The sequence below is a fragment of the Sphingomonas sp. BL-S-28 genome, from assembly GCF_055521515.1.
In genome coordinates, this window is record NZ_CM145484.1 from 1,918,707 (window position 1) to 1,932,860 (window position 14,154).

At 64.4% G+C, this 14,154-nt stretch carries 12 protein-coding genes; 8 read left to right on the forward strand and 4 right to left on the reverse strand.

Translation table 11 applies throughout. The annotated features are described in order from the left end of the window. Positions 1 to 19 precede the first annotated feature (19 nt). Positions 20 to 1,396, reverse strand: a complete 1,377-nt coding sequence (gene glmU, locus ACZ1JC_RS17840; protein ID WP_465135602.1) for a bifunctional UDP-N-acetylglucosamine diphosphorylase/glucosamine-1-phosphate N-acetyltransferase GlmU — start codon at positions 1,394 to 1,396, stop codon at positions 20 to 22. A 73-nt stretch (positions 1,397 to 1,469) separates the two neighbouring features. Between glmU and ACZ1JC_RS17845 the strand changes: the two genes are divergently transcribed. Further along, positions 1,470 to 2,186 carry an HAD-IA family hydrolase gene (locus ACZ1JC_RS17845; protein ID WP_465135601.1) on the forward strand — a complete coding sequence of 239 codons (717 nt, stop codon included), beginning with the start codon at positions 1,470 to 1,472 and terminating at the stop codon, positions 2,184 to 2,186. Here the strand turns inward: ACZ1JC_RS17845 and ACZ1JC_RS17850 are convergent. After that, the gene (locus ACZ1JC_RS17850; protein ID WP_465135600.1) at positions 2,159 to 2,845 is read right to left on the reverse strand and encodes a response regulator transcription factor; all 687 of its coding nucleotides are present in this window, start codon (positions 2,843 to 2,845) and stop codon (positions 2,159 to 2,161) included. The genes ACZ1JC_RS17845 and ACZ1JC_RS17850 overlap by 28 nt on opposite strands. Positions 2,846 to 3,072: 227 nt before the next feature. Here ACZ1JC_RS17850 and ACZ1JC_RS17855 point away from each other — a divergent pair, with 227 nt between their 5' ends. Together ACZ1JC_RS17855 and ACZ1JC_RS17860 are read left to right on the forward strand one after the other, a co-directional pair. Continuing rightward, positions 3,073 to 5,526 carry a TonB-dependent receptor gene (locus tag ACZ1JC_RS17855; protein WP_465135599.1) on the forward strand — a complete coding sequence of 818 codons (2,454 nt, stop codon included), beginning with the start codon at positions 3,073 to 3,075 and terminating at the stop codon, positions 5,524 to 5,526. 217 nt (positions 5,527 to 5,743) lie between these two features. Then, positions 5,744 to 6,622 carry an isocitrate lyase/PEP mutase family protein gene (locus ACZ1JC_RS17860; protein WP_465135598.1) on the forward strand — a complete coding sequence of 293 codons (879 nt, stop codon included), beginning with the start codon at positions 5,744 to 5,746 and terminating at the stop codon, positions 6,620 to 6,622. Between the two features lie 127 nt (positions 6,623 to 6,749). Here the strand turns inward: ACZ1JC_RS17860 and ACZ1JC_RS17865 are convergent, their stop codons facing one another. Further along, a complete protein-coding gene (locus ACZ1JC_RS17865; RefSeq protein WP_465138556.1) occupies positions 6,750 to 8,483 on the reverse strand; it encodes a hypothetical protein in 1,734 nt (577 codons plus the stop codon). Positions 8,484 to 8,928: 445 nt separating this feature from the next. Between ACZ1JC_RS17865 and ACZ1JC_RS17870 the strand changes: the two genes are divergently transcribed. From ACZ1JC_RS17870 to ACZ1JC_RS17890, 5 genes are all read left to right on the forward strand, one after another. Beyond that, on the forward strand, positions 8,929 to 9,489 hold the full coding sequence (locus tag ACZ1JC_RS17870) for a DedA family protein (protein ID WP_465135597.1): 561 nt from the start codon (positions 8,929 to 8,931) through the stop codon (positions 9,487 to 9,489). 217 nt (positions 9,490 to 9,706) lie between these two features. Beyond that, complete coding sequence (locus ACZ1JC_RS17875) at positions 9,707 to 10,243, forward strand: DUF1993 family protein (RefSeq protein WP_465135596.1); 537 nt, start codon at positions 9,707 to 9,709, stop codon at positions 10,241 to 10,243. Positions 10,244 to 10,252: 9 nt separating this feature from the next. Next, positions 10,253 to 10,699: a GFA family protein gene (locus ACZ1JC_RS17880; RefSeq protein ID WP_465135595.1), complete on the forward strand. Its 447-nt coding sequence runs from the start codon at positions 10,253 to 10,255 to the stop codon at positions 10,697 to 10,699. Positions 10,700 to 10,805: 106 nt separating this feature from the next. Further along, a complete protein-coding gene (locus ACZ1JC_RS17885; protein WP_465138555.1) occupies positions 10,806 to 11,504 on the forward strand; it encodes an alpha/beta fold hydrolase in 699 nt (232 codons plus the stop codon). Between the two features lie 295 nt (positions 11,505 to 11,799). Continuing rightward, complete coding sequence (locus ACZ1JC_RS17890; RefSeq protein WP_465135594.1) at positions 11,800 to 13,632, forward strand: M2 family metallopeptidase; 1,833 nt, start codon at positions 11,800 to 11,802, stop codon at positions 13,630 to 13,632. A gap of 63 nt (positions 13,633 to 13,695) precedes the next feature. Here the strand turns inward: ACZ1JC_RS17890 and ACZ1JC_RS17895 are convergent, their stop codons facing one another. After that, positions 13,696 to 14,097, reverse strand: a complete 402-nt coding sequence (locus ACZ1JC_RS17895; protein WP_465135593.1) for a hypothetical protein — start codon at positions 14,095 to 14,097, stop codon at positions 13,696 to 13,698. Positions 14,098 to 14,154: the final 57 nt, after the last annotated feature.

Consider the following 14,154-nt stretch of genomic DNA (forward strand, 5'->3'; position numbering starts at 1 on the left):
GAAGCCGCCCTCCCATCCCTTACTTTCCTTCGGCGGCCTTTTCGGCCTTTTTCTTCTTCATCGCATCGTGGAAGCGGTCGGCCCAGCCGGGCTTGACCAGCTGTTCGCCGCGCACAAGGCGAAGCTCGCCATCGGCAACGTCGCGCGTCACCGTGCTGCCCGCCGCGACGATGGCGTCGGCACCGATCTTCACCGGGGCGACAAGCGCGCTGTTCGAGCCGATGAAGGCCCGCTCGCCGATCACCGTGCGGTACTTGAAGTAGCCGTCATAATTGCAGGTGATCGTGCCCGCGCCGAGGTTGGCCTTGGCGCCCACCGTGGCATCGCCCACGTAAGTAAGGTGGTTGGCCTTGGCGCCTTCGCCCAGTTCGGCGTTCTTGATCTCGACGAAGTTGCCGACCTTGGAACCCTTGCGCAGCAGCGCGCCGGGGCGCAGGCGGGCATAAGGGCCAACGGTGGCGCCGGTTTCGATGGTCGCCCCTTCGATGTGCGAGAAGGCGTGGATGGTCACGCCGTCGGCCACCGAAACGCCCGGGCCGAAGACCACGTTGGGTTCCACGGTGACATCGCGGCCAAGCTGCGTGTCCCAGGCGAAGAACACGGTTTCAGGCGCGATCAGCGATACGCCGTCGGCCATGGCCTGCACGCGGCGGCGGGCCTGCCAACGGGCTTCCGCCTCTGCCAATTCGCCGCGGCTGTTGATGCCGCCCACTTCGTGCGGATCCTCAGTGACGATCACGGCGCAAGTGCGGCCATCCAGCGTGGCCACGTTGACGATGTCGACCAGATAGTACTCACCCTGCGCATTGTCGTTGCCGACGCGCGAAAGCAGATCGAACAGGTCGGCCGATTTCACCGCCATAAGGCCCGAATTGCACAGGCGGCAGGCGCGCTGTTCCTCGTTCGCGTCCTTGTATTCGACCATCATGACGATCCGGCCGTCATCATGGGCCAGCACGCGGCCATATTGCAGCGGGTCTTCCGGCTTGAAGCCGAGCACGACCACGGCCGGCGCGTCGGCAGCGTGAAGCCGATCGATCATCGCGCGCATCGTTTCGGTGCTGACGAAAGGCACGTCGCCATAGAGAATCAGCACGTCGCCGGAGAATCCGGTGAGCGCGGCCTCCGCCTGCTGCACCGCGTGGCCGGTGCCCAGTTGCGGGTCCTGCACCGCGATGGTGGCGCGGCTGCCCAGCGCCTTTTCAAGCTGTTCGCGGCCATGCCCGGCCACCACGACCTGCCGTGCCGGGGCAAGCGCGGCCGCGCTTTGCAACAGGTGTTCCAGCATCGGCCGGCCGGCGATGGGATGAAGGACCTTGTGCAGGTCGCTCTTCATGCGGGTGCCCTTGCCAGCGGCGAGGACGACGATTGCGAGCGGATTGGAATTTTCGACCATGTTCATCACTTGCCAGCAAATTGTTGCGGTTTCTACGTTGAGGTTTTCATTGGGTCAGGCCACTGAAGGGCGGATGACGCAGTTCCCTTTCGACGTAGTCGGCTTCGATCTTGACGGCACCCTGCTCGATACGCTGGGCGATCTCGCCGTGGCGCTCAACCATGCGCTGGCGATCGAGGGGCGGCCCGCCATTCCCGTGGACACGGTGCGCGACCTCGTCGGCGGCGGTGCCAAGAAGATGCTCGCCAAGGGGCTGGAAGTCACGGGCGGCGGCGTTTCGAACGAACGGCTGAACGAACTCCACGCCGCGCTGCTTGAATTCTATGCGGACAACATCGCCAACACCACGCGTTTCTACCCCGGCGGTGAGGCGATGCTGGACGGCCTTGCCGCGCGCGGGGTGAAAGTGGCGATCGTCACCAACAAGCTGGAGCGGCTGGCGGTGGAGATCTTCGCCGAACTGGGCATTGCGGACCGCTTCTTCACTGTGATCGGCGGCGATACGCTCGGCCCCGGTCGCGCCAAACCCAAGCCCGATCTGATCGAACTGATGCTGGAACGGGCCGGCGGCAGGGACAGGCCAATCCGCGCCGCTTTCGTGGGCGATACGACTTACGACACCGGCGCCGCCGCGGCGGCAGGCATTCCCTGCGTCGCGGTCAGCTTCGGATTCAACGACAGGCCCGCGCATGAGCTGGGCGCCACGGCGGTGATCGATCATTTCGACGACCTGATCCCGACGCTGGAGCGTCTGGGCCTATCTCACGCTTCCATGTTGTCGAACACGTAGCCGAACGAACGCACCGTGCGCGGCAGGTGCGGCACCTGCATGGTGCGCAGTTTGCGGCGCAGGCGACTGACCCACGAATCGACCGTGCGCTCGTCGCAGACTTCCACGCTCTTGCCCAATACGCCGATCAGTTCACCGCGCGTGAACACGCGGTTGGGATTGCGCGCGAAGTGGTTCAGCAGGCGCTGCTCGTTCGATTGCAGTGGCACCACGAGGCCCTTGTACCGCGTCAGGTGCGAATCGGGCTGGATCACCAGTTCGCCGATCTGGATCGCCGGGGCTTCCTTCCGCGCGGCGGAGACCGGCTGGTAGATTCGCAGGCGCTGCACCAGTGCCTTCGGCGTCAGCGGGCCGATCAGGTAATCGTCCGCGCCGGCCTCCAGCGCGCGGGCCTGCGCGCGCGGATCGGGTTCCGGCAGCACCATGGTGATGTGGAGCGGGTGATCGTTGATGCGATCACGCAGCAACCCGCACAGCTGCAGCCCCGACATTTCGGGCAGCAGCCAGTCGACGAAGGCCCACGTGGGTCCCCGCAGCGCGCGGGCGCAGAGTTCGGTTGCGTCGGTCACTTCCGCCTCAAAGGTCAGGAAGTTGTCGCGGATGGCGCTAACATGGGTCAAATCGCCCGAAGTCAGCACGATGTCGCCGGATTTGATCATTACATCCTGCAATTCGATAGAAATGATCTGGCCACATAGTGGCACTAGGCTCGCCACACACGTGTCAAATTTTTCATGTTTGGCCTGTCACAATCCGGTCAAGAATTTTCCAAGAAAGCAACACAGTTCTGACCTGACCGCTGCCTAGTCAGCCTCCCTGTCGCTCCGACGGGCGACCCCGTGCTGCGATTGCACGAGGAAAACCCAAGGGTCTCAGGGAGTTTACAATGATTCGCCACGCCATCCGTCTGGCGGCCACTTGCAGCATCGTCGCGCTGGCCCAGATGCCGGTTGCCGCGTTCGCAGCAGACGCCGCTGCTGCCCCCGATGCCGCCCCTAATGCTGGCGGTGCCGCCGATACCGGTGAAGGCGCGCCCATCATCGTTACCGCCACCAAGCGTGAGACCGATCTGCAGAAGACGCCGATCGCCATCGCCGTCGTTTCCAGCGCTGACATCGAAAAGCAGCATGTCCAGAGCCTGATCGACCTTGCCAGCGGCACCGTGCCCTCGCTCCGCGTCGCTACGTTCGAAGCGCGCCAGTCGGCCCTCACGGTCGGCATTCGCGGCATCGTTCCGTTCGACGCCAACCAGACCGCGCGCGATCAGGGCGTGGGCGTCTACCTCGACGGCGTCTACCTCGGCCGCCAGCAGGGCCTGAACGCCGCGCTGTTCGATGTGCAGCGCATCGAAGTGCTGCGCGGCCCGCAGGGCACGCTGTTCGGCCGCAACACCGAAGGCGGCGCGCTGTCGATCGTGACCAAGGCACCCACCGGCGAATTCGGTGGCCGCGTGGAAGCCGGCATCGGCAACTACGGCCAGCGCACCGGCGAAGCGCATATCGACTTCCCCGAATTCAACCACATCTCGATCAAGGTGGACGGCGTCTACCAGCATCAGGATGCCACGGTTAAGAACCCGCTCGATAGCGAGAAGGGCTGGAACTACTACGACCGCGTGGGCGGCCGCATCCAGGCCCAGTGGAAGCCGGTCGACGGCTTCACTGCGAACATCTCGTTCGACAAGTCGCGTGACGACAACACGCCGATGTACAGCCAACTGGTCAACTACAACCCGAACGGCTACGCGGTTTCCTCGCTGGCGCAGATCGCGGCCAACGGCGGCAAGCTGCTACCCAACACGATCTCGCCGCTTTCGCCGCTGGTCGACGTTACCGGTGACAAGCGCGTGAAGACGGCCGATGTCGGCGTGCCCCAGCAGGTCAGCACCGACCGCACGCAGGGCGTGATGGGCAACCTTAGCTATGACCTGAATTCGCAGCTGACCCTGCGCTCGATCACCGCGTGGCGTCAGGTCGATACCGATCAGTACGACAACTCGGGCGGCCCGGCCCGCACCGTGTTCCTGCCGAACACGAAGTTCAGCCGCTATTCGCTCTCGTTCCTCGATCAGCACCAGTTCAGCCAGGAACTGCAGCTTGTCGGCAGCCTGCCGCAGGTCGATTTCGTGGCCGGCGCCTACTACTACAACGAACACGCCAATGAGAACGCGGCGACGCCCAGCTCCAACCTGTGGAACGCGGACGGAACCGGCTACACCGTGCTCAGCCCGATCGTGACCGGCCCGGTCACTTCCGGCAACCAGGGCTGGGACGATAGCTCGCTGTTCCTGCAGCGTGACAGCCACGCCAAGGCGCAGAGCCTGGCTGCCTTCGCACAGGCCACCTACACCCCGGCCGGACTCGACCAGCTGCACCTGACCGCCGGCGGCCGCTACACGCACGACAAGCGCGACGGTACGCTGGACATGGTGAACGGCGCCGTCGTCGATTACACCTTCCGCTATCGCAAGGACCGCTTCGACCCGATGGTCACGCTGGCCTATGATGCGACGCAGGACATCAACCTCTACGCCAAGTATTCGACCGGCTACCGCGCCGGCGGTGCGAACGATCGTTCGCAGACCTTCACTGCCTTCGGTCCCGAAACGGTGAACTCTTACGAAGCCGGCGCCAAGATGATGTTCCTGGATCGCAAGGTTCGCCTGAACCTGGCCGGCTACATCATGGATCGCAAGGGCACGCAGGTCGACTTCGACAACGTGAACAACGATCCCACCAGCCCCTACAACGGCCTGCACACGCAGGAGACGCTGAACGCACCGGGCACCACCAAGATCCGCGGTGTCGAGGCTGAACTGAACATCAACCCGATTGATCACCTGTCGCTGGGCGCATCCTACGCCTACACCTACACCAAGGTGCCCAAGACGCTGAATCCGTTCCTCAGCACCGATACCAACCCGGTCTATCAGAACGTCTTCATCGTCTACACGCCGAAGAACGCGGCTTCGGGCTTCATCGACTACAGCATCCCGGTGGGTGCGGGCGACGAAAGCGTGCAGTTCCACCTCGATGCGGCCTACGCGGATCCGCAGTACAGCTTCGAGGATGAAAGCACGAAGACGCAGAGCAGCTTCATCGTCAACGGCCGTATCGCGCTTGCCGATATTCCGCTGACCGAGGCCGGCACCAAGCTGACGGTTTCGCTCTGGAGCCGCAACTTGTTCAACGAAACCCACATCTACCGCCGTTCGGCCGCCAACTCGGTCTACACGGTCAACCCGCAGACCGGCGCGAAGAGCTATGCCGGCGTGCTGGGGGACTATGCCAACTTCAACCCGCCGCGCACGTTCGGCGTGGAAGGCACCGTCAACTTCTGATCGCTTACCAACCCGGGCAGGCTCTCCCTCGGAGCCTGCCAGCAGGTCCTGCCTGCATTCCTGCACGCGGCGCGGCTTCGGCCTCGCCGCGTGTTCTTTTATGCGGGGGCGATGAACGCCGCGACTGCGGCGCGATGTGCTTGCCGGTATGTCCGGATCATGCCAGCCATGCTTCCCGAGGACGGCCAAAGGGCCGCGATGACGGGAGATCAATGCGATGCCGACACCGGGTGAAAAGCTGCGTGCGCTGATCGAAAGCGGTGATCATTTCGTGGCGGCGGAAGCCTATTCGGCACTGACCGGCCGCGCTGTCCAGCATGTCGGCTTCAAGGCGGCCTATATGGGCGGCCATGCCTGCTCTGCCTTTCACTACGGCGTGCCGGATAATGGCGTATTTTCGCAAGTGGAGATGATCGACCAGTCCGCGCGGATCGCGCAGGCCATCGACATTCCGCTGATCGTCGATGCCGATACTTTGGGCGAGACGGTGGCCGATGCCTACCATTTTACCCGCCGCTACGCCGCCGCCGGGATCGCCGGCTACCACGTAGAGGACGAGGTGAATCCCAAGCATTCCAAGCATGTGAACGGCCTCTGCTCGATCGAGGACATGCAGCTTCGCATCGAGGCGGGCGTGAAGGCGCGGGGCGATTCCGGGCTTGTCATCATCGCCCGCTGCGATGAACTGTACACCAGCGCCAATGGCGGTGGCGGCACCGGGTCGATCGAGGAAGCGGTACGGCGCGGCCATGCCTATGCGGAGGCGGGGGCCGATGCCATCGTCTTCGCCAGCGCCCCGCCCGAGCAGCAGGCCGAAGTGATTCCGCAGATGAAGATTCCCGTCTGCACGCTGGGCTTCAACCTGCCGAACACGGCCTTCACGCTTTCCACCGGATGGGGCTGGGTTTCGGCGGCGGTGGGGCATCTCGCCATGGCGCGCGAACTGATGGAAACCGGATCGGTGAAGAGCGCCATGAACGCCTTCGCCAATTTCCCGGAAAAGTACGATCTGATCGACCAGAACCTCTATGACGATCTGATCGTCGAATGGGCTGAACGGACGGGGCGGCCAACCAGGCCCAACCACGCGCGGTAAAGTTCGGGATTTGGGGAGGGGGCGCCAGAGCATTTTCTAATCAGGTGGAATCACCTGATGACTCGGAAAATGCGCCAAACCAAAATCTTAGACCAGTTTATCCGGTGCAGCTGGGTCGAGAACTGCTCTAAAGCCGCTCCATCCGCAGCCAGCTCGGATCGCCCAACCATGCGCGGCCGAAGGCCTGCCTTGCCGCTGCCGCCTCGGCCGCATGACCTTGCGCCTCCTCGGCTTGGGACAGGCCGTAGAGCGCCCAGGCATTGTTCGGCGTCTGCACCAGCGCGGCCCGGAAGGCGGCGCCGGCTTCGGCATAGCGGCGGTCCATGTAGAGCGCAGCGCCCAGCGACTGGTTCACCGGGAAGTACCAGTAAGGCGGCTCCTGATAGGGAATGCGCTGCTCGATCGCGATGGCCTGCCGATAGTGCTGCGCTGCCTCATTATAGCGCCCGGATGCGGCGGCAAAACGGCCGCGCGCGACGTGATCGGCCAAGGTCAGCAGGTCCGGCGCGGGCATTCCCTGCGCCACCATGTCCGCCATCGCGGGGGACGCCTTGAGCGCGGCCATGGCCGCCAGTTCGCGCTCGAAACCGGCGCGGTCCTTGCGCTCAGCCTGCGCGACGGCGCGGGCGTAGTGGTGCATCCCCGTGGCATAGGCCAGCCGCGCATCGGGCGCGGGCAGGGCGAGGATGTCGGCAGGCGCGGCGAATTGTGCCATGGCGAAGTAAGGCGCGGCATCGACGGCCTGAAGCCACGCGATCCGCGCCGAAGTCTCGGTATCGAGCAGCGTGCGCAGCCGCTTTGCCTCACGGATCGCGGTGCCCATGTCGCCCGCCATCTGCGTTGAAGTGACGATGAAATGGACGTTGTGCGGATAGTAGCCATAGCGGACGAGGCCGTTGTCGCCCGCATCGCGGATGAACGCCTCATCCGCGCGCGCGGCGGCGACATTGGCGCGGATCGAGTTCGCCTGCCGGCCCAAGACCTGATAGATGTGTCCGGGCATGTGGACGAGATGGCCGGCACTGGGCACCAGCGGTGCGTTCAGCCTGTCCGCCGCCGCTTCGGCGCGCTTGGGGTCGGAGGCTTCGAGCAGGTGGATGTAGAGGTGCGCCGCCTGCGCGTGCTGCGGGTTGCGGGTAATGACGGTCTCTACCAGCCGCACGGCTTCTCCGCTGCGGCCGATGGGGGTTTTCCTGTCTGCCTGCCAATAGTTCCACGGCGTCGTGTCCATCGCGGCTTCGGCGGCCAGCACGGCCACGTCGTCCTGCGCAGGGAAGCGCTTGGCGACGGCGATCATGGCATCGGCATAATTCCCGTCCAGCGCGGCGCGGTCGGCGGCCGGATCTCGCGAATAACGCTGGGCGACAGCCTCGATCAGCGCGCGTTCGACCGGCGTGGCATTTCCGCGCAGCGCCATCGCCCGGTCCATCGCCGCCAGCGCCGCGCCTCGGTCGCGGTCGTCCATCGGCGCGTTGATGTTAGGGCCGAGCGCGAGGGCTTCTCCCCACCAGCACATCGCACAGCCCGGATCGAGCCGCTGTGCCTCCCGGAATGAGCGCACCGCGCCGGCATGGTTGAAGCCATAGGCCAGCGTCAGCCCCTGACTGAAATAGCGCTGCGCCTGAGGATCGCGGGTGGAAATCGTGAAGCCGGATCGGGTGAGGTCGTCATAGAGCGGGATCGTCCGACCTGCGCTGGCGGGAGCGGCGACGGCGGTGGAGATCAGCAGGCGCTGCATCAGCGGCGCGCCATCACGTTGCCCGTTGCAGGTATTTTCGGCAATCCGGCCGGGATCGAGCATGGCCAGCAAGGCAGGCGAGATCGCGCTATCCGGCGCAAAGCTCGCGAGCGAAAGTCCCATCCCCGTCACGGCCGCTGTCCTTAGAGGTCGTTTCATGGCGAAACTCTCTGGATTGCGGTTCGTTTTGGGGTTCTACCAAGGCGTATGCTCCGCCTCAATACGGGGCGGCCCCCAGCGGAAGGCCATCGGGCCGTAAATTCATAAACGGCACCATCGAGGTTTGAAGCAAAATGGTTCAGCGCAAGGAAGGAAGACGTAGGAATATGTCCATATTTCAAGGCTTCCTGACGCAGCGATGGACCATTTTGGTCAAATCCCGGAGGGACGTCCAAATGGCTTCCATCTCGAACCAAAGCGACCTTGGACGGGCAACCAGCCCGCCCGGCAGTCGCTTTGGCCCGAGCTGTTCGCCATTTGGACGCCTCGATGGTGCCGTTTATGAGTTTACGGCCCAAGTGATGTTGCCCATCGTCCATTGGAGTGAGTGCGGGAGCGGCGCGCGTTGATGGTCGAGCATCTGATCGCTCGCTTCGGCCTTGCCGGCCTGTTCCTCGGCGCCGGGTTCGAGGGGGAGACGGTCACCGTGCTCGGCGGCCTGATGGCGCATCGCGGGCTGCTGGCCTATTGGCCCGCCGTGGTGGCCGCGTCGGCGGGGTCGTTCGTGGCGGACCAGTTGTTCTTCCTGATCGGGCGGCGCTTTCGCGGGCACGGGCTGGTGCGCAAGGCGCAGGCCAAGCCCGCCTTCGCCAAGGCGTTGGCGGCGTTTGAGCGGCATCCGGTGATCTTCACGTTCGCGTTCCGCTTCCTTTACGGACTGCGCACCGTCAGCCCTATGGCCATCGGCACTACGCGGCTGCGGACGACGACTTTCCTTGCCATCAATGCGGTGGCGGCGGCGGTGTGGGGGCTGGTCTTCGTTTCGCTCGGTTACTTCTGCGGGCAGGCGGTGGAGGCTTTGTTCGGGCGCATTCACGCGCTGGAGCCGGTGATCGGCGGGGTGGTCGCGGGGGCAGTGTTGATCGGGATTGTCGGCCATTTCCTGCACAAGCGGCGTAAGGGTGCCTGAGCGCTTGTTTGAAAAATGCCCATGAGGGCATTTTTGCTGCGGCACCGGCCCTCTCCCCCACCCGACCACCCATCAGGGTACACTCGTGGGTGGTCGGGTGGGGGAGAGGGCCGGTGCCGCAAAATCCGCCCGCGGCGGATTTTCAAACGGACTCTGAGCGCTTGTCGCGGCCGCCTATGGGTTCCATCTAGGGCGCACCCGATCAACGGAGGATTTCATGCCCGATACCGACGCCACGCAAGCGCTGACGCTGATTGTCAGCCGCCTGAAGACGCTGTCCGCCATGCTCGACAAGGCCGAGGGGCTCTGGGTGGGCCGGGATCTCGACGCGCTTGCCGCCGCGCGGGTCGCACCGGACATGCATCCGCTCAGCTGGCAGGTGGCCGCCACGGTGACGCAGGCGGAACTGTTCCTCGGCTGGTGCCGGGGCGAGGATCGCTCGAACGCGGTGACGGCGCCGAGCGGCTGGGCAGAGGCCAAGGCGATGCTCGCCACGGCATCGGCCGATGTGGAGGCGGGCGTGGCCGAGGGGCTGGTCATGCCGGAAAAGCGGCATATCCGGCTGGAGGCCATCGGCATGTGCCTCGATCTTTCCGGCCAGCGCTATCTCGACGACTGGATCCTGCCCAACCTCTATTTCCACCTCATCACCACTTACGCGATCCTGAGGATGCAGGGGCTGGAGTTCGGCAAGGCGGACTTCATGGCGCACGTCATCGGCGATATCCGGCCGATCCAGCCGACTCCCGTCTGAGGGGGCGGTATGACCGTCTCCATGAGTGGCGGCTGCCAGTGCGGCCGCATTCGCTACACGGCGGAGGTCGAGCCGGAAAAGGCCTACCTCTGCCATTGCAAGATGTGCCGCAAGGCGACCGGGGGCGTCTCCATCGCCTTCATCAACCCGCCGCGTGAGAACGTGACGTGGCACAGCGAGCCGGACTGGTATCAATCCTCCCCCATCGCGCGGCGGCCGTTCTGTTCGCACTGCGGCACGCCGCTGGGGTTCGAATTCCTTCAGGGTGCGAAGAACATCGACCTGACCGTCGGCAGTTTCGACGATCCCACGCCGTTTCGGCCGGAGCACAACTATGCCACCGAATCCATGCTGCCGGCATGGGCTGACGTAAGGCATCTGCCCGGCTACACGAGCGCGGAGAATCCCAATGTGATCGATCGCTGGAAGGCGGCCGGCATGGAGCCGCCCGAGTGATCGCCCGAATGATCGACCATCCCGTAAAGCAGGCGAATTTGCAGTGAGCGAAGCGAAGACCGAATATCTCGAAGGTTATGCCGGTACGCGGCTGGCGGTGCATGTCATGGGCGATCACGGCGCGCGGCCGTTGCTGCTGCTGCACGGGCTGTTCTCCAGCGCGGACGTGAACTGGATCAAGTACGGCAATGCCAAGATCCTGGCCGATGCCGGGTTCGAGGTGTTCATGCCGGACTTGCGCGCCCACGGGCAGAGCGGCGCGCCGCACGACGCCGATGCCTATCCGGGCGACGTGCTGGTGCGCGATCTGAAGGCGACGGTCGATCAGCTTGGCCTCGGCGACTTCGACCTTGGCGGCTTCTCGCTGGGTGCGCGGACATCGGTGCGCGGCGTGCTGGCGGGGCTGGCGCCGCGCAAACTGATCCTGGGCGGCATGGGCCTGACCGGCCTGTCCGGCTGGGCGCGGCGTTCGGCGCATTTCGTGGATGCCATCGACCGTTTCGGCACCATCGAACGCGGCGACAAGGCCTTCGTGGCGCAGGCGTTCATGAAGTCCATGAAGATCGACCGCGTGGCGGCGCGACTGCTGCTGCAGTCGGTGGACGATACGCCCGCCGATGCCATCGCGCAGGTTTCGATGCCCACGCTCTGCGTCTGCGGCAAGGACGATCACGACAACGGTTCCGCGCCCGAACTGGCGGCGGCGCTGCCCGATGGGCACTATGTGGAGACGCCGGGCAATCACATGTCCTCGGTGACATTCAAGGACATGGGCCGGGCCATGGCGGCGTTCCTGCTCGATTGAGCAGGGACAAGCTCACTTCCATCACCACTGAACCTCGTCGTCCCCGCGCAGGCGGAGACGGCGAAAAGGTTGGAGCGAGGATATGCGCCTGCACTCCTTTCAGTTCGCGCAAAGGCGCAAAGGCGCAAAGAAGGAATAAGCTCTTCGCGTCTTTGCGCCTTTGCGCGAACCACTTCTTCTGCCATCGGCCGGCTTGAATTGAGAATTATCCGGCATCCGTAACCCTACACGGTTGATCTCGCGGGAAGCCCGGCTAGTCTCCGGCGCCATCAGAACATACCAAGAGGGCACCCCCATGAAATTCGCATCCACCGCACGCGCGGCGCTTGCCGCCGGGCTTTGCTTCGGCCTTGCCGTTCCCGCCTTCGCCGAAGAGGCCAAGGCGGACTATCCCGTCACCGCCGCCGGGGCCGCGCAGTTCATCGCCGATGCCGAAAAGGACCTTTTCCCCGCCTCGGTCGACAATGCGCGCATCAACTGGGTGAACTATACCAATATCACCGACGATACCGACGCGCTGGCGGCGCAGTCGAACGCGGCGATTACCGAGAAGCAGGTGGCCTATGCCGTCGCCGCAGCGAAGTACGCGAACGTTCCGGGCCTCAATCCCGATGTCGCCCGCAAGCTTTCCATCCTGCGTCAGGGCATCGTCCTGCCGGCGCCGACCAAGCCGGGCGCGGCCGATGAGCTGAGCACGATCTCCACCCGCCTTGCCTCCGCCTACGGCAAGGGCCGCGGCACGCTGGACGGCAAGGAAATCAACGGTTCGGACATCGAAGCGGAGATGGGCAACCTCTCGCACACGCCGGCCGAATTCGCCGAGATGTGGACCAGCTGGCACAACAACGTCGGCGCGCCGATGAAGGGCGATTACGTCAAGATGGTCGGCATCGCCAACCAGGGCGCCAAGGAACTCGGCTATGCCGACGTCGGTGCCATGTGGCGTTCGGGCTACGACATGACGCCGGAGCAGTTCTCGGCTGAAACGCAGCGCCTGTGGGAAGAAGTGAAGCCGCTCTACCTCGCGCTGCATACTTACGTGCGCCACAAGCTGAACGAGAAGTATGGCGATGCCGTGCAGCCCAGGACTGGCCCGATCCGCGCCGACCTGCTGGGCAACATGTGGTCGCAGGAATGGGGCAACATCTACCCGCTGGTGGCTCCGGCCGGCGCGGGCGATCTTGGCTATGACATCGGCGCGCTGCTGAAGGCCAAGGGCAAGACCCCGCTGGACATGGTGAAGTATGGTGAGGGCTTCTACTCCTCGCTCGGCTTCGCGCCGCTGCCGGAAACGTTCTGGAAGCGCTCGATGTTCGTGAAACCCGCCGACCGCGAGGTGATCTGCCACGCATCGGCCTGGGATATCGACAACAAGGACGACGTGCGCATCAAGATGTGCACCAAGGTGAATTCGGAAGACTTCGTCACCATTCACCACGAGCTGGGCCACAACTACTACCAGCGCGCCTACAACCAGCAGCCCTACCTCTACCTCAACGGCGCCAACGACGGTTTCCATGAGGCGATCGGTGACTTCATCGCGCTGTCGATCACGCCGCAGTACCTCGTCCAGATCGGCCTGCTCGACAAGGTGCCCAGCGCCGACAAGGACATCGGCCTGCTGCTGCGTCAGGCGATGGACAAGGTGGCGTTCCTGCCGTTCGGCCTGCTGATCGACCGTTATCGCTGGGGCATCTTCGACGGTTCGATCCAGCCCGCCGACTACAACAAGGCCTGGACGAAGATGCGCCAGGACTATCAGGGCATCGTGCCGCCGTCGGCTCGCCCGGATGACGGCTTCGACGCCGGCGCCAAGTTCCACGTGCCGGGTAACACGCCCTACACGCGCTACTTCCTGGCGCGCATCTTCCAGTTCCAGTTCTATGAAGCCGCGTGCAAGCAGGCCGGCTGGAAGGGCCCGCTCCACCGTTGCAGCTTCTACGGCAACAAGAAGGTGGGCGAGAACCTCGACCGCATGCTGAAGATGGGCATGTCCAAGCCCTGGCCGGAAGCGCTGAAGGCTTTCACCGGCAGCGACAAGCTGAGCGCCAAGCCGATGCTGGCCTACTTCGCGCCGCTGCAGAAGTGGTTGGACGAGCAGAACAAGGGCGAGAAGGCCGGCTGGTAACGGCGGCTGATCGCTAAAGGGAAGGGGGCTCTCCGCCGATTGGTGGAGGGCCCCTTTTCGTATCTACTGCAGCTTCGGCATCCAGGCCGGGCCATTGTCGCTGGCGGCGGCATTGGTGAGGTTGCCGATCCACAGCGACTTGTGGCCCGAACGCGGCAGGATGTGGCCGGAGAACCGGAACGTCACGAAGCGCGGATGCCCGGCCAGCACGCCGGAAAGCGCCTGGGTGGCATCGCGCGAAAGTTCGAAGCGGTTGCGGCCGGTATGATCGTCGCAGCCGGGCGCCTGAAGCGAGAAGCCGTCCACGCTGGAAACCAGCACGGCCTGACCCTGCACGGGGCCGGATGTGGAGGAGTTGACGTTCCAGCAGGAACCAAGATCGGCGGCGGGCTTCAGTTCCGAACAGCCGGTGGCCGTCAGCAGAAGCAGGCTCGCAAGAGAAACGCCGGCACGGGCAGCTTTCATAAGCAGTCTTGTCCTCTTCCCAACTTACGGCCGACTTTTGTCGCCGTCTTTTTCGGA